Consider the following 19,848-nt stretch of genomic DNA (forward strand, 5'->3'; position numbering starts at 1 on the left):
ATGTCATTGATTAATCTATCTGGAGCCTATCTGTCTTTCAGTGATGCGCCGTTGCTGGACGATACAGAACTGCATATTGAAGAAAATGAAAGAGTCTGTTTGGTAGGTCGCAATGGAGCGGGGAAATCCACTCTGTTGCGTGTGCTGGCAAAAGAGCAACCATTGGATGATGGCTCGGTTATTTATGAGCAAGATCTGATTGTTGCGCGCTTACAGCAAGATCCTCCGCGCGATGTAGAAGGTACTGTATTTGACTTCGTTGCGGAAGGAGTTCAAGAGCAGGCTGAATATATTAAAGCATTCCACCACACTTCACAGTTGGTAGAAACGGATCCAAGTGAGAAGAATCTCAACCGTCTTGCTGAATTGCAGGAAGTCTTGGATAACCGTGGTCTTTGGTTATTAGATAGCCGAATCAGTGATGTATTGAAAAAATTATCCCTGCCCGCAGAAGCAAAACTGTCTTCCCTTTCTGGTGGTTGGCTGCGCAAGGCAGCATTGGGCCGAGCGCTGGTTTGTGCACCTAAGGTATTGTTCCTTGATGAACCTACCAACCACCTTGATATCAGTACCATCGAATGGTTGGAAAATTTCCTGAAAGACTTCAATGGAAGCCTTGTCTTTATTTCCCATGATCGTTCTTTCATTCGCAACATGGCGACACGCATCATCGATTTGGATCGTGGAAAGCTGACATCCTGGCCGGGAAGTTACGATAAATATCTTGAAGGGAAAGAAGAGGCATTGCGGGTTGAAGAAATGCAGAATGCCGAATTTGATAAAAAACTGGCTCAGGAAGAGGTTTGGATCCGCCAAGGCATTAAAGCACGACGCACTCGTAACGAAGGGCGGGTAAGGGCATTGAAAGCACTGCGGGTAGAACGCTCTGAGCGCCGCAATGTGATGGGCGCGGCGAAAATGCAGGTCGAAGAAGCATCCCGCTCCGGCAAAATTGTGTTTGAAATGGAAAACGTGAATTACCAAATTGGTGATAAAACATTAGTCAAAAACTTTTCGGCGCAAGTTCAGCGTGGTGACAAAATTGCACTGGTCGGGCCAAATGGCTGCGGAAAAACAACATTATTGAAACTGATGTTGGGAGATTTGTCGGCAGACAGCGGGCGCATTCATTGTGGTACAAAACTTGAAGTCGCCTACTTTGACCAACACCGCCTTGCATTGGATCCCAATAAAACCGTCATGGATAACCTTGCTGAAGGTAAGCAAGAAGTCATGGTCAATGGGCGCTCCCGCCATGTTTTGGGGTATTTGCAAGATTTCCTTTTCCATCCCAAGCGAGCGATGACGCCTGTACGGGCGCTGTCTGGCGGAGAACGCAACCGTTTATTGCTGGCGCGCTTATTCCTGAAACCAAGCAATTTACTTATTCTCGATGAACCGACCAACGATCTTGATGTTGAAACATTGGAATTGCTGGAAGAGCTGGTCGATAGTTATACAGGAACAGTGATTTTGGTGAGCCATGATCGTCAATTTGTTGACAATTCAGTGACTGAGTGCTGGATTTTTAACGGTGATGGTGAAATCAACAATTATGTCGGGGGATATTACGATGCTCAGCAGCAACGAGAGCAGAGTATCTCCTTGCAGCGTGACTCAGAGAAGAAAAGTAAGGTCGAAACCAAGGCAGCTAAGCCGAAAGAGGCCGCTAAACGGGCAAACAATAAGATAAGTTACCATTTACTGCGTGAGTTGGAACAACTACCATCATTATTGGAAAAATTGGAAGAAGAGATTGAGAAATTGCAATCTCAGGTCAGCGACTCTGAATTCTTTAACCAATCACACGAAATCACACAAAATGTTCTGAATGAACTGGCAAATAAAGAGCAAGAATTAGAAAAAGCTTTCGATCGTTGGCAGGAATTGGAAATGATGAAAAATGGATGATAGCTGCCTCATCAAAGAGACTTGTGAGTTCTGCTAAAGGAGAGACACTTTGTGTTCCAATAACCATCAGCATGACCAGTTGGTTCTGTGTCACCAGTGCGACATGCTGGTGGCTGTTCCTGATTTGGAGCAGGGAAAGAAAGCCGTTTGCCCTCGCTGTAGCACGGTTCTGACAGCAAAGTGGCAAGAACCGCGCCACCAGCCCACGGGTTATGCCGTAAGTGCATTGGCCATGCTTTTTCTTGCCTGTCTGTTTCCATTCATCAGCATGAGTGTTGCGGGGATTGTCAGCGAAATTACGTTGCCTCAAATCCCCAAAGTGATGTTCAGTGAAGATTACTCCAGTATGGCAGTGTTTTTCCTGGTTTTTGTTCAACTTGTGCCTGCCTTTTGCATGGTTGCCATCATTCTCTTGTGCCAGAAGGTCAAAATGGCGCGCCGGCTGAAAGTAGAATTGGCGCGCATTTTGTTCAAAATGAAAACCTGGTGCATGGCAGAGATTTTCCTTGCGGGGGTGCTGGTCAGCTTTGTCAAACTCATGGCATATGGTGAAATCAGTTTGGGTTTGAGTTTCTTGCCTTATTGTTTATTTTGCTTATTTCAGGTGAGAGCTTTTCAATGCCTTGACCGTCATTGGTTCTGGAATGAAATCGAACCCGCACCAAAAATTTGTCATTTATTACCAGCCGGAAAATTGCAGGCCGGAAAACCAGGCTTGGTACAAGGAGTCAGATTGTGTCAGTGCTGTACCGCCATTTTACCCGCCAATCAATCTTCATGCCCACGTTGTCACACAAAAGGCCATGCCCGCCGCCGCCATAGCCTACAGCTCACAATGGCGTTATTAATAACATCAGTCATACTTTATATTCCGGCGAATGTGTTACCCATCATGGTTACGCAGGCACTGGGAAGCCATATAAACTCTACCATTCTGGAAGGTGTCATTTTACTTTGGGGTTCTGGCTCTTATCCTGTAGCTATGGTCATTTTTATCGCCAGTGTCATGGTACCTTTGCTGAAAATGCTGGCTATCAGTTGGTTATGCTGGGATGCAAAAAAACAGAGCAGCAATGAGTCTGAAAAGATGCACTTTATTTATGAAATGGTGGAGTTCGTTGGCCGTTGGTCAATGATTGATGTGTTCGTTATTGCCGTTTTATCGGCACTGGTTCGCATGGGGCAACTCATGAGCATTTATCCTGCTACTGGAGCCATACTGTTTGCTCTGGTTGTCATCTTGACAATGTTTGCGTCAATGACATTTGATCCTCGCTTAACCTGGGATAAAGCCAACAGTAAATTTGCATTGAATGAAAATGAGGAGCCGTAAGGTGACGGATAAAGAAGAAGATCTTACTCAGGCTAGGATCAGTAAACTCAAAAGTTGGTCACCTGTATGGATTGTGCCAATTATCACGGTACTCATTGGAGCCTGGATACTATTTTATCATTTCAGCCACCAAGGCCCTGAAGTGACATTGGTAACGTCTAATGCTGAAGGTATTGAAGCCGGAAAAACTAAAATTAAAAGCCGCAGCGTTGACGTTGGTGTTGTTGAATCAGTGTCATTAAGCGATAACTTGGGGCAGGTTATTATCAGGGCGCGCCTGAAAGATGGCATGGGACGATTGTTGCACAAAGACAGCGCGTTTTGGGTGGTAAAACCCCAAGTCGGTCGTGAAGGGGTTTCTGGCCTGAGCACACTATTGTCAGGCGCATTTATCGAATTACAACCAGGCTCACAAGGGGAAGAGGAGCGACATTTTTCCTTGCTTGACTCCCCGCCACTTGCTTCTCCTGACGCAAAAGGTCTTCGCCTTATCTTATCCAGCGAAAAAGCAGGGCAGTTAACGCCCGGTGATCCGGTGCTATTTCGAGGGTATCGTGTTGGTTCGGTTGAAACGAGTACTTTTGATCCTAAATCTCGCCTGATTAGCTATCAGGTTTTTATCAATGCTCCCTACGACGGTTTATTAACCACCAATGTCAGATTTTGGAAAGACAGCGGGATCGCTTTTGATATGTCATCACAGGGCCTGCGGGTTGAAATGGCTTCACTATCAACTCTGTTTGGCGGTGGCGTTAGTTTTGATATACCGAAAGGCTGGGACTTAGGCAGCCCAATCAAAGAAAAAGAAGTGTTCAAGCTTTATGACAGTGAGAAGAGCATCCAAGATTCACTGTATACAGAATACAAAGATTTTTTATTGTTTTTCTCCGATTCAGTACGCGGCCTGCAACCTGGAGCTCCTGTCGAATTCCGTGGTATCCGGATGGGAACCGTGGCAAAAGTGCCTTTCTATACCGAAGGTGTCAAACAACGCCTTGATAACGATTTTCGCATTCCAGTACTAATCCATGTGGAGCCTGAACGTTTTAAGAAAGAATTAGGTAATGAGTTCTACACAGACAAGGAATTGACAGCCATTATTAACCGGGGCCTGAGAGCGACTTTGAAACCGGGCAACATACTGACAGGATCACTGTTTATTGATCTGGACTTTTATCCTAATGAGAAAGCATGGGAAGGGCCATACAGTATTTCTGGTTATGAAATTTTACCTACAGTCAGTGGTGGCCTGACGCAAATTCAACAAAAAGTGATCGCTGCTTTGGATAAAATTAATGGCATGCCGATTGAACCGGTATTTATTCAGGCAACACGAACACTTGAAGAGAGCCAGAAAACAATTAAGACAGCACAGAAAACGATGGATGAATTAAATCGGATTCTGGCGAGCAAAGAAGCACAAGGTCTGCCAAAAGATATACAAAATACATTGAACGAGCTAAATCGCAGTATGCAGGGCATTCAGCCCGGCTCGCCGGCCTATAATAAATTAGTCGATAATATGCAGCGATTGGATCAAGTTCTGCGTGAATTACAACCGGTTTTGAAAACCCTCAATAATAAGAGCAATGCATTGGTATTTGAGGCTGAAGCAACAAAAGATCCGGAACCTAAAAAGGCGTCTGAATAATGAAAAAAGTGATTGCAAGATTAGCATTTTTTATTCCTGTCAGCATTTTTATTGTCGGAAGTGTATTTATTTCGGGGTGTAGCAGCCAGCCAACAAAAACATATTATCAGTTGCCGACGTTAGCTAAGCTGCCACCAGAAAAACAGGCTTCAACGGAAAGTTTAGCGCCACAAGAGGGAAAATTAGGCGCTAGACATGAACCACAGCTTTGGGTGAAAAGTGTCAATCTTTCTGATTATCTTGCTGCACCCGGCATTGTGTATCAAACCGGGGATGTGAGTTATACCAATGCTTCTAATCACTTATGGGCTAGCCCTTTGCAGCAACAATTGAAGCAGGTATTAATTTCTGAATTGAGTGCTGCATTTCCAAATCGTTTGGTTTCTGAGCAAGAGTTAGAAGAAGATGCAGATGCGTTGGATATCACAATAACGGCTTTTCATGGGCGATATGATGGGCGCGTACTGATCGAGGGGTATTGGATACTGTCTAACCCGGAAAATGTAATGAAGCGGCCATTCAGCATTGAGCTGAAGCAGAAAAAAGACGGTTATGCGGAATTAGTACACACTTTGGCAAGGGGTTACAATCAATTGGCTCAATCGATTGCCCGACAAATTGCTTCTCGGCGTTAGTGCTGACATAGCCAATACATTTCAAGTCATTGCTTTTCTGGCCGCAATTTGAAAAGGCCCAAAAGCGTAAGAATTGTAAACAGGTATTATGACAATTTTATGAATATCTTTGCTTGATATTCACACTATATAAGGGTATCACTAGTTCGAATCGAATAAGAAACGATCACCATTTTTATCTTCATGGTAACAAGTGAGGAAGTAAGGCATGAAAAGACAAAAAAGAGACCGTTTAGAAAGAGCGCTTTCCAGAGGCTATCAGGCTGGCATTTTGGGACGGTCGCGGGAGAATTGCCCTTATCAGTCATTGGATGCTCGTTCGTATTGGTTAGGAGGGTGGCGTCAGGCTAGGGCAGCACGTGCCTGATGCTATTTGTTTATTAAACCATTTGTTTATTAAGCCATTTGGTTATTAAACTATCGGTTTATCAGTCATTGTTTCATGAGTTATTGGTTCGTCGAATCTTTTGTTATTGAACCGCTTACTCATCAAATGGGAGAATCACCTCCGCAATGGCGGAGGTGTTCAGTATAAGGGATATCGGTTAACAAGCTTGTTCATCACCAAGTTAGTCCCGGCATGAAAAATCAAAAGGTGCTGGTATCTTTAAATAAACCGACTTTCAAATCAGTTGCAGCGTAGATCAGCTTCCCATCGACTAAAACTTCACCATCAGCCAGCCCCATAATTAACTTACGGTTAATGACACGTTTAAAGTTAATCCGGTAAGTCACTTTTTTTGCCGTTGGCAATATTTGACCTGTAAATTTCACTTCGCCAACGCCAAGTGCCCGACCTTTACCTTCACCGCCAAGCCAGCCAAGAAAGAAGCCAACAAGTTGCCACATTGCATCAAGGCCAAGGCAACCCGGCATCACAGGGTCATTGACGAAATGGCAATCGAAAAACCACAACTCAGGGTTGATATCGAATTCAGCTTCAACATACCCCTTATCATAGGCTCCGCCGGCTTCTGTCATTTTTATGATGCGATCCATCATTAACATATTGCCGGAAGGTAACGGTGGTCCATTTTCACCAAACAATTTACCTTGCCCAGAGGCTTGAAGTTCTTCTTTCGTGTAGGACGCTTGTTGTTTAAACATATTCTTAGGTAGCCTTATTATCATGTAGGGCTAGAGAATAGCGTACGCTTGTACGCTGAACAACTCCGATCAGATGATATCTGAACTAATTCAACCAGCGAAGGAACCAAGGAAGCCTAGGACGCTCTTGATTGTTAGCCTGTGTAATTCGTTCATATATAATAGCTAACAAGTGTTCTTTTTCTGGATCATAATAAGGCACACCCGTCAGCAACGATGCAGCTTCAGAAACATGTTCAACAGCCCAAATGTGGAATTGACCGCTTTTTACTGCATCAATAACATCTTGGTTCAGGCACAAATGTTGAATATTAGAGGTTGGAATAATGACACCTTGGTGGCCTGTTAACCCTCGGTAATGGCATATGCGGAAGAAACCTTCAATCTTCTCATTAACACCGCCAATCGGTTGTACATAACCAAATTGATCTACGGCACCAGTAACGGCAATTTGCTGATCAATGGGGTGTTGTGACAGGGCACTGATAAGGGCACATAATTCAGCCAATGACGCGCTATCACCGTCAACTTCACCGTAAGATTGCTCGAATACAATGGAAGCAGAGAATGGTTGCGGCTGATCCAGTTTTAATTCAGAAATTAAATAGGCTTGCATGATCATCATGCCTTTCGCATGAATGTTGCCACCCAACTCTACTTTGCGTTCCACATCAATAAATTCCCCGTCTCCCAGATGGGCGACGCAACTGATACGGGATGGTTCTCCCATTGGTTCCGGATGACCAGGATATTCGAGTACAGACAGCCCATTGATTTGTCCGATAACTGAACCTTCAGTACGTACCAATATCTGCCCTTTCAGAATTTCGTCCATACTGCGTTCAGCTAAATAGCTATGGCGCCAAATACGATTTTCTTCTGCTTGCTGGAGTGCGTATGCAGTTATCTGGTTTTGCTGCTGATGATTCGCACTTGTTTTCAATTTTTGTTGCAACCATTGAATATCCAGTGGCAAACGAAATTGATCTTCAGTATAGCGAGTCGCTTGCCTGATGAGTTCCGGCCAGGCATCGGCACTTAATGAAGGCAGGTTTTGTTGCTGGCCAATTCCATTGATAAAGCGGCACCAAGTGGTTAAATCATCTTCGTCAAGGAAGGTCATATCCAGTTCATATTCGCCATACAGCGCATTATTCGCCAGCTCAGGTTCGATCGTTTGTAGCTCTTCAAGGCTTAACCTGTCTCCGACTAAAAGCAGGCGAAGATCTAATTCCATTGACGGTACAGGAAATGGCAATGAGCGAGTTTCATCATGAGACAGCCAGTCAAAGCGGCGCTGAGTAATCATCTGCTTGAGGCGAACCCACATTAAGGGCTGAGAAAGCAAAGTACGCAAAGGCAGGATCAAAATACCGCCATTGACTTGATGAATAAGCCCCGGCTGCAATTGGATTGTGTCTTTATGTGTATAGATGTTACCGAATAGTTGTTCTGGTTCAATCCACTCACGATAAGCAACGCGCTCAGTTGGTGCAAAAGCACCTTCTCCTGAGGGATGCCAAGTAATAGTTTGGTGTTCTACCTGATAATAGCCACCAACTTTGGGATATTTTGGGGGCAATAAAGAAGAGACTGCATCAGATAAAAGAGACAGATAGGCATCACTCTCTTCTGCTTTTAGCAGCATAAAGGATTGACTCAGATCGGTCTGACAGAATAGGGATAAGCCACTGTACAATCTGGGTTGAACCACATCCATTGTAATGGATGGCAATTCAGTAACAGAATTAAAGAGTGCTTCATAAGGCGCATTATTTGGCTGTAGTGCCTGCCAGTCTAGTTTTATATTCGTCAAAGTGATAGCTACATATAGTGAAGAGGAAACATTTATTATACAAGATTAGGCAATGAACCAACATGCAAGAATCCTGAAAGAGACGACATTTGAGTTAACGCATTTATTGCTTGTAAAATACACCAATATTCTGTGTTGCAATGAGCAATCTTAAGAAATAATTGCTATGCTTAATTTAAGTTACGCTGTCACTGAGAGATAAAATGAAATATCAACAATTGGAAAATCTGGAATGTGGCTGGAAATGGGCATATTTGGTAAAAAAACACCGCGAAAATGAGCCGATTACTAAATACATTGAAAAAAGTGCAGCGCAGGATGCAGTTGATGAATTAATAAAGTTGGAGCGAGAACCCATCAAGGTATTGAAATGGATTTCGCGGCATATGAATCCAGATTTAACTAACCGAATGAAGCAAACTATTCGGGCACGACGTAAACGTCATTTTAATGCAGAGCACCAACACTCACGCAAAAAATCCATCGATTTGGATTTCCACGTTTGGCAGCGCCTTTCTGCCCTTTCCCGGCGTCGTGGCAATACGTTATCTGAAACAATCGTACAATTGCTGGAAGATGCAGAATATAGGGAAAAATACGCTCATCAGATGTCGAGTTTGAAACAAGATTTGGAAGCCATACTAGGGAAGTAACACTTTGCCCATTAACGGTTTTTATCTATTGGCGAAACAGCGAACCGCAAAATAAAACCCCATTTAAAAATGGGGTTTTTGATAATTCTATCAGGATAATATTACTGTGCTACTTTTGGTTGAGTTTCAACTCGTTTAGTACCCTGAATATTGATAATTACGCGACGGTCTGGTGCCAGACATTCGATAAGTTTAGCGCGAACTTTAACGTTGTCACAGGTAGAACCTGTTACTGGGCTATCCTTACCGCGGCCTTCAGCTTGGATGCTGCCTGCTGGAATGCCTTTAGAAACCAAGTAATCTACAACGGACTGTGCACGTTTGTGAGACAGTGGCAGGTTGTATTTCTGGCTACCGATACGGTCAGTGTAACCAACTACCAATACGTTGCCCTGAGTTGGGTCAATCTTGGCCAGTTGATTGTAAAGATTATTCAGTTCTTGTTTACCTTCTTCTTTCAACGTTGATTTGTTGAAATTGAACAGGACATCAGAGCGCAAAGTGAAGCTCTTGTTTTCAACGGAAGGAGCTGGAGTCACTGGAGCTACAGGTGCAACCACTGGTGCAGCTTCATCTTGACCGAAACGGTAAGATACGCCAAGGCTCAGCATGCCGTTATCTGGACGGGCACCAACAGTCGTTGCATCGCCAATGTTATTAACCCATTGATAATCCAGACGAGTTGCCAGATTTTTGGTCAGTGCGTATTCAACACCGATCGCAGCCAGAGGGGAAACACCGGTATCATGGTCTTTCAGTCTGCGTTGATTTGTTTCACCAGTTCCACCAAGTGCATTCGCATTGTAAGTTGCGGAGGAATCTGCACGCCATACCATACCACCCAAACGAGTATAGACATCCAGATTATCCATTACTGGATAGCTCAATTTGGTTGCCAGTTGAACGCCTTGAGCACGGAAAGCACCATTATTGATGCTGCCCTTATAAGGCATGCGTCCCAGCCAATCGTAACCCAGTTCAAAACCCAGGTATGGATTTGCTTGATAACCGACATAAGCACCAGCACCTAACTGGCTTTTATGGGTAGAACCATTGCCAATTCGGTTATCGTAACCATTACCGTAGAAATTCACGTCATGGTATTGAGACCAACCTAACTTAGCACCAGTATACCAGGTATTGTCCTTTGGAGCTGCTTGGGCAGCAGTTGTGAAAGCTGCCACTGCCACTGCTACTGCGATAGCTGTCTTCTTCATTTTACGCCTCGTTATCATCCAAATAGGCAATTGGCTTTGAAAGCCTTATTATTAGCCATTGGTTAAAATGTTTTGTCAGGTACCCCTACTTCGGTCAGGATATATCTCCTGAAATATAAGGGTGAAGAGTACAAGTACCTAAACTCTGTAAAGTCTACAACGAACTTAAAAAGTTACAAGTACACTGTGACTCATGACACAAAATTTTTATTTTTGAGGCTACAAAACTTATATATTTTTGACGAACATTTACATTAATAGAGATATTAATGTGTTGATTTTTATTATGAATAAGAGTAGCTATCATTTAGTAGCTGATTTTTTATAAAAAATATTGAGATAATTCCTAATATCGGTCAATGATAGTAATTAGAGTAAATTTGTAACCTATTTGGTTCAGACATAAATTGGCGTACCAAATTTTGCGGGCGCATAATAAAACCGACAGAAGTTCCTTTCTGTGCAGCCTGATGCAATTTATTTATTTCCTGTTGAGACAATTCAGGCAGCCAACCCAATACGACACTATAGTTACCACTTGCCAATGCTTTTTCCATCGCATCAATTGAGGCGATAGGGCGGATTTGATTCAGCTGTATAACTTTATTTAAAGGAAGCCCAGAACTTATTAACCACTGGCGGCTTAGCTTTTTATTAGGAGTAACCCAAAGTAGCCACCTATCTTCCTTACCAGATTGGCGCAATAAAGGAAGCAGAACGTGATTAATGCCAGGTTGAAATTCATTGTAAATCAATTCACTAACCATCCCTTTTGCTACATGTGAAAGGCATAGAGATGATTCGCTAAAAGACAGTTTCTTCATGGTTATCCCAACCATTGTTTGATCTGTTTTATTTTCTTTTACTGCTTCATTGTCACCTGTACGGATAATCGTATTGGTATCTGCATTAGTCGCTGTTGTTTTCTTTCGGGTGGAATATTCCCACAATGATTGAATGCTCATAATGTTCCTCATTACCTATACTGTATTTTTATACAGTATAACGCTATTTGATTAAAAGCAAGTTTCTTTTTTTCAAAGCGCTTCGCAAAATTTCACAGAAATTAGGATTTTTCTGACTTAACGATTGGCAGTTGGAAATAGATTGCGTATGGTTTTAATTAATTGTTCTTGTTATCTATTTTATTAATAGCTGATTTGAATAAACATTACTTTGGAATGTAATTCATGGAGTGATAAAGATGTTTTTATCGGGAGCTCGTTTTGCTCAATTGCAACACGGTGTATCTTCACTGGGGAATCTTAAGAAGAAGTCTCAATTTGGTGGCATTGGTTTGCTAATTGATGGTGTGTTATTTGCCATTAGTTCTGATGGGGAACTTTATTTGCGAGGAAATAGTAACGCAGAATTATTATTTAAGGCCAGAGGTATGGAAAAATTTGTTTATTCGAAAAGGGGGATACCTGTGACCTTGCGCTATTACCGAGTCAATGAATCACTCTGGCAAGATCAAAAACAATTATCTGAATATGCACATTTGGCTTATCGATATACCATGGAAGAAATTATCGATAGACAAAATGTCCCTCTCAGGCTCAAAGATCTCCCTAATTTAGGGATAGCATTAGAGAGGCAATTATGGAAAGTTGGTATCTCTAAAGTAGAAGAGCTACGAATGTTAGGGGCAAAAGTGGCTTACCTTAAGCTACAACAGCACAGAAAAAAATCCAGTATCAGTTTATTGCTTGCGTTAGCAGGAGCGATAGAAGGGTGCCACGTTGCAGTGTTGCCGGAGCAATTACGTGAAGAGCTTATCAACTGGCATAGCGAACTGGTTCACCAAAATCCAGATTATCATTCATAGTCAGTGATATTGGGTGAGTAGGGGCATAGCCCCTATTTTTAATTTAAAGGCTTTCTAGTTCGTTAATTTGCTTTGTTAAGCTAACTAATTCAGGCAACAATTCAGCCAATAAGGTTATTTGTTGGAATATTATCTGATGTAATGCAGCTTGCTGTAATATAGGGGAGGTCTTGGCGCTGCTTTCAAAAGATAACAGATTAATTTTTTCAATTAAATCATTCACTGTCAGTTGCAAAGCCTCAGTATTCATTTGGCCTTGTATGGATTCAACATGATGAATGACATCATTAAGAATATTCAGGATGGTGGTATCATTAAGCTTCTCTCGATGAGCTCCCAATGCTGAAATATAACTCAGCATTGTATGATTAAGGCACAATAAGCGAAAAGCAGCCTCTTGGGATATACGGTAATTTTTCGGTTCTGATGCCATATTCGAAATAACGGATGCCAGCTCTGCATCACAATTATGGGCATCACGGCGGGCGATTCGATAATCGAGGCTATTATTCTTGCCTTGATGGTATTGCACTAAAATTGCATTAAGATAACGGCAATTGGCGTTTAGTGTCCGGTTAATAACTTGAGGTAATTGGCGAAATTTCCAATCTGGCCAGATGAAGCTGACGGCAAGTAGAGCAATTCCACACCCTATTAATGTATCGATAATTCTTGGCAATGCGACTTCAAAGCCTTCACCCAATAAGTTGAAACTCAGTAATACCAGCAAAGTGATAAATAATGTTGCGTGTGCATATTGGCTATTGCGAAAAGCAAAGAATAAAACGCCTGAGATAACAATTAACACTAACTGCCCTTCAATGGAAGGCACGAAATAAAGGATGGGCAGGCCAAGTAAAATGCCTGCTAAAGTACCAATGACACGTAGGGCCAAACGGCGGCGAGTAGCACTGTAATTGGGTTGACAGACAAATAAACTTGTCAGCAAGATCCAATATCCACGCTGTATATCAAACAGTTGAATAATGGCATAACCAGTACACAGAAGGGCAGACATTCGGATCGCATGGCGAAATAAGGCAGATTTTGGTGTTAAATTACTTCTGATCCTAAACCATATATCACGCCAGCCAGTTAAATCTTCATCAGATAATTGGATGTCTTCTGATTTATCGATTGGTGAAGTATTTTGGGAGAGTACATACTGATCAGAGCTTAATCCGGATAATTGAGTATCAATTGCGCGTAGATTTTTTAGCAAATTATCAAATGCCATTATCTTAGCGCTATTGACTTGATTGTGATTCAAACGTTCAAGGGAGCTTTCAAGATAGTTAAATGCATTCTCAAAGCGTGGATCATGCTGATATGGTTTATGCAGGATGATGGATTGAGAAATTTGTTCACATGCCCGGGCTTGCATAGAAAGTAATCGTTGAAAACGGAACATAATATCGCTGTGGCGAAAAATTTCTCTTAATTTCTGATACTGGAAATGCGATGAACTGGCCCGTTCATGAATATCTTGTGCTACAAAATAATAATGTAATGTACGGCGGGTGCCCCTTTGCCCTCGGTCACCCTTTAATCGAGTGAGTAAAGACATTTTTGCCTGATTAAGTGTCGTGACTAACGCACTGTTCGCCATAGCAACATCAAACATGGACTGTTTATATTCCTCGGCGTCTGAATCGGGGTCAAAAAGGCTGGTTTTTGCATAGAGATAAGATGAAAGCTGTTGGTAACAACGCGCCAAATTTTCCTGCAAAGGGCGGATTGGGAAAAGCAAATGTCCTGTTAATGTCAGCAAGTTATACCAAATGGCGCCAATAAGCAGCAATACTGGTTGTTGATACCAGAGAGGAAATATTGATGAACCAAGCATGGTATAAATGGCAATTAACAACGCGCCAAAGGCAATGGTTGCGTAGCGTTGCCCCAATGCGCCAAGCAGGATAAAACCACAAGTGGATATCGCCAATCCAATAATGAACAGCCAGGGGTAGGGAAACAATAACGTGATCGAGGCTGAAGCAGCAAAGAAAGAAATTAAGGTAATGATAAGATTGCGCAAGCGCCCCACTAAACGATCATCTAAATCTGTCAACGCTGCTGCGACCACACCCAATAACAGAGGAATTGTTATTTTAAGTTCTTCCCCCAATAGCCAGGGCAAGAGGGTAGTTCCTGTTAGTGCAATGAATATACGGATATAATAGAGGACATGACTGTTATACAGAAAATGACGGGAGTTGGATAAAACCGTTCGCACAAAATACCCCTAACAACATTTACGTGATGAAGTAGTTCAACAACTTTCAGGTATGGTGCCCCATGACAATGGAACTAAAATCAACGCAAATTGGCCAACGCCTCGCACAGCATCCTTATAACCGGGTGCGCTTACTTAATGCTGGCATCGAAGTCAGCGGTGACAAACACCAATACCTTATTCCATTTAATCAACTAATTGGTATTCAGTGTAAGCGAGGGATTGTTTGGGGGGAACTGGAATTTGAATTACCTGAAGGAAAAGTGGTTCGTCTGCATGGTACAGAATGGCAACAAACTCAGGGTTTTTATCATTACTTGCTGAGAGAGTGGCAAAAATGGAGCACTGATATGAGTGATGTCAGTGCTGATGTTTTAGCTTCACAAGTGAATGAAATCAATAAAATAGAACAACAAGACCGTTGGCTAAAAAGTTCTGACTTAGTGTTATTGCAGCAACAAATTCAAGAAACATTTCAGGCTCTGCCTTTACCATTACAGCGCGTTGAACAATTTGAAAATTGCCGCGAGAATTATCAAATTTGCCTGAGTTGGCTGAATGAAGGCAAAAAAATACTTCAAGCCAGCAATCAGCAATGGGTTGATCGCACTTTGGCACAATATGACGAATTTTTCCGAACCGTAGAAACCTCACCGCTTAATCGTTCCCAGTGTCAGGCGGTGATTAACGGCGAGAAAAATGTTCTGGTTTTGGCTGGGGCGGGGAGTGGAAAAACATCTGTTTTGGTTGCTCGTGCCGGATGGCTGCTATTGCGTCAACAAGCACTTCCTGAACAAATTCTGCTACTGGCTTTTGGCCGTCAGGCCGCCGATGAAATGAATGAGCGCATTCAAGCCCGCTTAGGAACAGACGAGATAAAAGCAAAAACATTTCATGCCTTAGCATTGTATATAATCCAACAAGGCAGCAATAAAATTCCTAAAATTAGTGAGTTGGAAACAGATACCCAAAAGCGCCGGGATTTTCTTATTCAAGAATGGCAAAAGCAGTGTGGAGAAAAAAAAGCACAGGCAAAAGGCTGGCGGGAGTGGTTGGATGAAGAACTGGATTGGCAAGTACCAGAAGGTGAATACTGGCACGATAAGCAATTGGCAACTCGCTTGTCTGTTCGCCTGGAACGTTGGTTGGGGTTGATACGCATGCACGGCGGCAGCCAGAAAGAAATGGCTGAGCAGGCACCAGCTGCTTATGCCGATATTTTTCAGAAACGCTTACGGCTGATGGCTCCTTTGTTGAAGGCTTGGAAATCAGCCTTAAAGTCTGAAGGGGCGGTTGATTTTTCGGGTTTAATCCATCAGGCTGTGAATATTCTGCAAAAAGGGCGCTTTATCAGCCCTTGGAAACATATATTAGTGGACGAATTTCAGGATATTTCACCACTTAGAGCCAATTTATTAACGGCATTAAAAGCCCAAAATAAACAGAGTCATCTATTTGCGGTGGGAGATGATTGGCAGGCCATTTATCGTTTCAGTGGTGCTGAATTAACATTAACGACAGCATTTTCAGCTTATTTTGGCGAAGGTGCAGAATGTGCACTGGATACGACTTATCGTTTTAATGATCGTATAGGCGAAATTGCTAACCGATTTATCCAACAAAACCCGAATCAATTATCTAAGCCACTAAATAGCCTGATAAAAGGCAATAAAAAGTCAATTGTGATTTTACCGGAAGAACAGCTGGAAGCCTTGCTTAATAAAATGAGTGGTTATGTCACTAAACAGGAAACTATTTTACTGCTGGCGCGTTATCACCATTTGAAGCCTGAATTATTGAAAAAAGCGTCGACCCGTTGGCCGAATTTGAACATTGAATTTATGACAATTCATGCATCTAAGGGGCAACAAGCAGATTATGTGGTGATTTTGGGGTTACAACAGGGAAAAGATGGGTTTCCTGCGCCTGAACGGGAATCCACAATGGAGCGAGTTTTGCTGCCTCAGCCTGAAGATTTTCCTGACGCAGAAGAACGTCGCTTGTTGTATGTAGCCCTGACAAGAGCAAAAAAGCAGCTTTGGTTGCTGCAGGAGCCGAAAAACCCTTCGGTGTTTATTCATCAATTAACGCAGTTGGGTGTGCCCGTTCAGCGTAAACCATAAACCACTGTGCAATTTCAATGGGGAGAATTTGGCTCTCCCCGTTCTGGCTACTTTAATCTTTCATTGAGATAGCGTTGATAATCAGGTACGCAAATATCTATCTTGGTCGAAAAAAGTGTCGAATGGATAAGAAAATCAGCTGTTGAACGATTTGTTGCAACGGGAATATTCCAAACTGTTGCGAGACGTAGCAGAGCTTTGACATCGGGATCATGGGGCACTGCATTCAAAGGATCCCAAAAAAAGATTAAAACATCGATTTTACCTTCAGAAATCAAAGCCCCAATTTGTTGGTCCCCACCCATTGGCCCACTCAACATATTAGTCATGGGCAATCCCGTTTCTTGTTGAATTAAATGCCCCGTCGTGCCCGTCGCAAATAAAACATGTTTTCCTAATAAATCTTTATGGGCATTGACCCAGGCCAGAAGGGATTTTTTGCAATGGTCATGTGCTACAAGTGCGATTTTTTTTGATTCTGTCAAGGAGCGAACCGTTGATTCCATGGTGATACCTTTATTCGAATAAATTATTTACCATTTTTTTAAATGGCAAGATAATAAAAAAAGAACCGTGATTATCATAAACACTGTAGCAGATAAACCAAATGAAAATCTCTGTTACATCATGGAGTAATGGTTAAGAGCAATATGGAGTTCCAATGAAAGATCAACAGATAGCGGATATTTTGGGAAAGGTCAGAACCATTGCATTAGTAGGGGCAAGCGAGAAAACAAATCGCCCAAGCCACGAGGTGATGCAATACCTGCTGAGCCAAGGATATCAAGTTATTCCTGTCAGCCCGAAATTAGCGGGAAAAAAATTGTTGGGTCAATTGGTCGTCAGTCAATTGGCCGATATAGAACAGGCAGTTGATATGGTTGATGTATTCCGCAATGCAACCGCGGCTTATGGTGTTGCTGAAGAAGCAATCGCAATCGGTGCAAAAGTGCTTTGGTTACAAAAAGGCGTCATTAATGAAAAAGCAAAATTATTGGCAGAGAGTAAAGGATTGCAAGTTGTGATGGATTGTTGCCCAAAAATAGAAATCCCGCGCTTGGGGATGGAGAAATAAATAAGGCGATGACAGTTTATATTCATCACCTTACTGGAATGATTGATGTATAAGATATAAAAAATGTTTAATTTCGCAGCCGTGGAGCTAACAACTGACTACGGATAGATTCAGCCAACTCATCCAGAGAAGGTTGTTCCGGATGATCATCTGATGTTTCGTAAGTCAATTGAGCTTCGGCCAGATAAGTGTGGACAGGTTGTCCATCATCATCTTCCATTACAACGTGATACCACGGCGCTGAACGCAAGGTGGCATTTGATGCGATATCGTTGTCCTGTGGTTGTTCTAAAGAATATTCAGCATCAATATCTACAATAACACCTAAATAACCCAGCAATCTATGTCGTACTTGCTGGCCGATACCGAATTTGCTGGCGATCATCATAGTCACCTCCTGAGAAACCTTGCAATGATTCTTATATGAGGACAGTAAGATAAATTTCAAGCGCACACCCGGTAGCCGGAATTTCTGCATGATTTTTGAAACCGAGGTGGCATGTGATCTCCACCCCATATTTTCAGGTTAGCTGTTGCGTATATAAAATACAATACCAAAAGTGGGATCAACGTTTCAAAGATCTTACTATCTCATTTGGGGAGGAAACGGCTATGACTCAATACAGCATTACTATTTATGTTTACGGTCGAGTTCAAGGAGTTGGATTTCGTTATCAAACATATCATTGGGCAAAGAAAAATAAGCTGGTTGGATATGTTCGTAATATGGATGATGGCAGCGTTAAAATTGTTGCCAGTGGTAATGACGGACAAATCAAAATGTTAACTCATTGGTTGGAACAGGGAGGCCCGCCGGGTTCCCGAATCGATCATTTTCAATCTCAGTTTTGTGAAATAGAAGAAATGAATGATTTTAGCATCCGCCATTAATGACGGATGAATGAATCAAATACATTTAACTGGTTTTGGAAGGCCAGCAATTTTTGTGGCTTGTTTTGCCGGCCCTTTTGGAAATAGTCGGTAGAGATAGCGGCTATTTCCTTTTTCCTCTCCATATTTTTGCGAGATGGCTTTAACTAACATTCGAATAGCAGGGGAAGTATTAAATTCTTCGTAGAATTCACGAACAAAACGTATAACTTCCCAATGCTGCTCGGTTAAAGTAATTGCTTCCTGCTTGGCAAGGAGGGGAGCCATTTCTTCTTGCCAGTCACGGCTGTTTTTTAAATAACCTTGAGCATCCGTCTCGATCTCACGACCTTGAAATACCAACATAACTTTCTGACCATCTAATAACGATGAGCGCAATTTAGCAAAAATTGCCGCTATTCCCAAGAAGGATTGCCAAACATGCTGAATAAATAAACCAATAGATAATAATATGAGTAAATTAACGACAGTTGAACAGATAAGTACTTTACAACGAGAACCGTGATGTTTATAGTGCTCGACATCGCGGAGGGGTGGCCGAGCGGCTGAAGGCAGCGGTCTTGAAAACCGCCGATGGGAAACCATCCGAGAGTTCGAATCTCTCCTCCTCCGCCATCTACACTTATACTAGCGTCTCCTAAAGTCTACTTTTCCCAGTAAAATCAAAGAAAATTCCCAAATTAAGCTCTACTTACGTCTACTAGCATCTATCGCAATGTACCCCAATCAGGGGATATATATAGGGATATATTTTTGTACCCCCTAAAAAAATACCCCCATTACTGTGAGGGGTGAGGATGCTAGAAACATGAAACTAACAGCTCGGCAGGTAGAAACAGTAAAACCCCAAGACAAAATATTACAGGATCACTCGGAATGGTAAAAGGGGTTGAGGCTCCGCGCGCAAGTGGAGCTTTTCAGGCGAAATTTAATACTATTGATTGGGCGGGGCATAACTCCGGATCATTTCCTACGAACGGCGATTGGAGCTTTGATGCATCTAGGGTCGCTAGAACCGCATCAGAAACCCGTCCCCACAACGTTGCATTCAATTACATAGTAAGAGCAGCTTAATTCTAACCTAATGCAATCTGAATAATTTCAACCCGCCGAAAGTTGCGGGTTGAATTTGATATCATCTTCCCCTGCGCACAATTCCACACCGAACCCTCTGGCATCTGAACACGGACAACCAAGCGACATCCCTCGGGAATATCACAGGGTTCACCATTCGCATAGAATCTCACTATACTCCAATGGAGGATGGGATATACCTGCCTAGGTAGATATATCCCATATGTAAAAGAACAGGATTCAAGCTATATTTATGCCTATATTTTTAGGGGGGGGCTGGTAAATAAAATAAACCGGATAA

The 19,848-nt window shown here is 42.4% G+C and carries 18 protein-coding genes and 1 tRNA gene; 11 read left to right on the forward strand and 8 right to left on the reverse strand.

Annotated features, from left to right (window positions below; translation table 11 throughout):
• The 5 genes from FE392_RS10210 to rmf all read left to right on the forward strand — a co-directional run bounded on the left by FE392_RS10210 (position 1) and on the right by rmf (position 5,897).
• Complete coding sequence (locus tag FE392_RS10210) at positions 1-1,911, forward strand: ABC transporter ATP-binding protein (protein WP_319930119.1); 1,911 nt, start codon at positions 1-3, stop codon at positions 1,909-1,911.
• 49 nt (positions 1,912-1,960) lie between these two features.
• On the forward strand, positions 1,961-3,244 hold the full coding sequence (pqiA, locus tag FE392_RS10215) for a membrane integrity-associated transporter subunit PqiA (RefSeq protein WP_319930121.1): 1,284 nt from the start codon (positions 1,961-1,963) through the stop codon (positions 3,242-3,244).
• Positions 3,231-4,895 (forward strand): intermembrane transport protein PqiB, encoded by a 1,665-nt coding sequence (gene pqiB, locus FE392_RS10220; RefSeq protein ID WP_319930122.1) that lies wholly within the window; start codon positions 3,231-3,233, stop codon positions 4,893-4,895. Before pqiA ends, pqiB begins: the two co-directional genes overlap by 14 nt.
• Complete coding sequence (gene pqiC, locus FE392_RS10225) at positions 4,895-5,530, forward strand: membrane integrity-associated transporter subunit PqiC (RefSeq protein WP_319930123.1); 636 nt, start codon at positions 4,895-4,897, stop codon at positions 5,528-5,530. Before pqiB ends, pqiC begins: the two co-directional genes overlap by 1 nt.
• 208 nt (positions 5,531-5,738) lie before the next feature.
• The gene (gene rmf / locus FE392_RS10230) at positions 5,739-5,897 is read left to right on the forward strand and encodes a ribosome modulation factor (protein WP_319930124.1); all 159 of its coding nucleotides are present in this window, start codon (positions 5,739-5,741) and stop codon (positions 5,895-5,897) included.
• 221 nt (positions 5,898-6,118) lie between these two features.
• On the opposite strand, the gene fabA is transcribed toward rmf, so the two are convergent.
• Together fabA and FE392_RS10240 are read right to left on the reverse strand one after the other, a co-directional pair.
• The gene (fabA, locus tag FE392_RS10235; RefSeq protein ID WP_319930125.1) at positions 6,119-6,637 is read right to left on the reverse strand and encodes a bifunctional 3-hydroxydecanoyl-ACP dehydratase/trans-2-decenoyl-ACP isomerase; all 519 of its coding nucleotides are present in this window, start codon (positions 6,635-6,637) and stop codon (positions 6,119-6,121) included.
• An 85-nt stretch (positions 6,638-6,722) separates the two neighbouring features.
• Positions 6,723-8,453, reverse strand: coding sequence for an AAA family ATPase (locus tag FE392_RS10240; RefSeq protein WP_319930126.1), 1,731 nt, complete (start codon positions 8,451-8,453; stop codon positions 6,723-6,725).
• Positions 8,454-8,656: 203 nt separating this feature from the next.
• Between FE392_RS10240 and matP the strand changes: the two genes are divergently transcribed.
• Positions 8,657-9,106 (forward strand): macrodomain Ter protein MatP, encoded by a 450-nt coding sequence (matP, locus tag FE392_RS10245; RefSeq protein WP_319930127.1) that lies wholly within the window; start codon positions 8,657-8,659, stop codon positions 9,104-9,106.
• Positions 9,107-9,207: 101 nt separating this feature from the next.
• Here matP and ompA read toward each other — a convergent pair whose 3' ends face one another.
• Entirely contained in the window at positions 9,208-10,323 is a 1,116-nt protein-coding gene (gene ompA, locus FE392_RS10250) for a porin OmpA (protein ID WP_319930128.1), read from the reverse strand.
• A gap of 356 nt (positions 10,324-10,679) precedes the next feature.
• A complete protein-coding gene (gene sulA, locus FE392_RS10255; protein WP_319930129.1) occupies positions 10,680-11,288 on the reverse strand; it encodes an SOS-induced cell division inhibitor SulA in 609 nt (202 codons plus the stop codon).
• Between the two features lie 239 nt (positions 11,289-11,527).
• Here sulA and FE392_RS10260 point away from each other — a divergent pair, with 239 nt between their 5' ends.
• Positions 11,528-12,151 (forward strand): TfoX/Sxy family DNA transformation protein, encoded by a 624-nt coding sequence (locus FE392_RS10260; protein WP_319930130.1) that lies wholly within the window; start codon positions 11,528-11,530, stop codon positions 12,149-12,151.
• Between the two features lie 43 nt (positions 12,152-12,194).
• Here the strand turns inward: FE392_RS10260 and yccS are convergent, their stop codons facing one another.
• The gene (gene yccS / locus FE392_RS10265; protein ID WP_319930131.1) at positions 12,195-14,384 is read right to left on the reverse strand and encodes a YccS family putative transporter; all 2,190 of its coding nucleotides are present in this window, start codon (positions 14,382-14,384) and stop codon (positions 12,195-12,197) included.
• Between the two features lie 68 nt (positions 14,385-14,452).
• Between yccS and helD the strand changes: the two genes are divergently transcribed.
• Positions 14,453-16,507, forward strand: a complete 2,055-nt coding sequence (gene helD, locus FE392_RS10270; RefSeq protein WP_319930150.1) for a DNA helicase IV — start codon at positions 14,453-14,455, stop codon at positions 16,505-16,507.
• A gap of 47 nt (positions 16,508-16,554) precedes the next feature.
• Here the strand turns inward: helD and mgsA are convergent, their stop codons facing one another.
• The gene (mgsA, locus tag FE392_RS10275; protein WP_319930132.1) at positions 16,555-17,013 is read right to left on the reverse strand and encodes a methylglyoxal synthase; all 459 of its coding nucleotides are present in this window, start codon (positions 17,011-17,013) and stop codon (positions 16,555-16,557) included.
• Positions 17,014-17,168: 155 nt separating this feature from the next.
• Between mgsA and FE392_RS10280 the strand changes: the two genes are divergently transcribed.
• On the forward strand, positions 17,169-17,582 hold the full coding sequence (locus FE392_RS10280; protein ID WP_319930133.1) for a CoA-binding protein: 414 nt from the start codon (positions 17,169-17,171) through the stop codon (positions 17,580-17,582).
• Positions 17,583-17,649: 67 nt separating this feature from the next.
• Here FE392_RS10280 and hspQ read toward each other — a convergent pair whose 3' ends face one another.
• Positions 17,650-17,970: a heat shock protein HspQ gene (gene hspQ, locus FE392_RS10285; RefSeq protein WP_319930134.1), complete on the reverse strand. Its 321-nt coding sequence runs from the start codon at positions 17,968-17,970 to the stop codon at positions 17,650-17,652.
• 224 nt (positions 17,971-18,194) lie between these two features.
• On the opposite strand from hspQ, the gene yccX reads away from it, so the two are divergent.
• The gene (gene yccX, locus FE392_RS10290; protein ID WP_319930135.1) at positions 18,195-18,473 is read left to right on the forward strand and encodes an acylphosphatase; all 279 of its coding nucleotides are present in this window, start codon (positions 18,195-18,197) and stop codon (positions 18,471-18,473) included.
• Positions 18,474-18,488: 15 nt separating this feature from the next.
• Here yccX and tusE read toward each other — a convergent pair whose 3' ends face one another.
• Entirely contained in the window at positions 18,489-18,878 is a 390-nt protein-coding gene (gene tusE, locus FE392_RS10295) for a sulfurtransferase TusE (RefSeq protein WP_319930136.1), read from the reverse strand.
• A gap of 122 nt (positions 18,879-19,000) precedes the next feature.
• Here tusE and FE392_RS10300 point away from each other — a divergent pair.
• Positions 19,001-19,088: transfer RNA gene (locus FE392_RS10300), tRNA-Ser, on the forward strand.
• Positions 19,089-19,848 lie beyond the last annotated feature (760 nt).

This window comes from Xenorhabdus santafensis, assembly GCF_033949405.1.
Taxonomy (GTDB): domain Bacteria; phylum Pseudomonadota; class Gammaproteobacteria; order Enterobacterales; family Enterobacteriaceae; genus Xenorhabdus; species Xenorhabdus santafensis.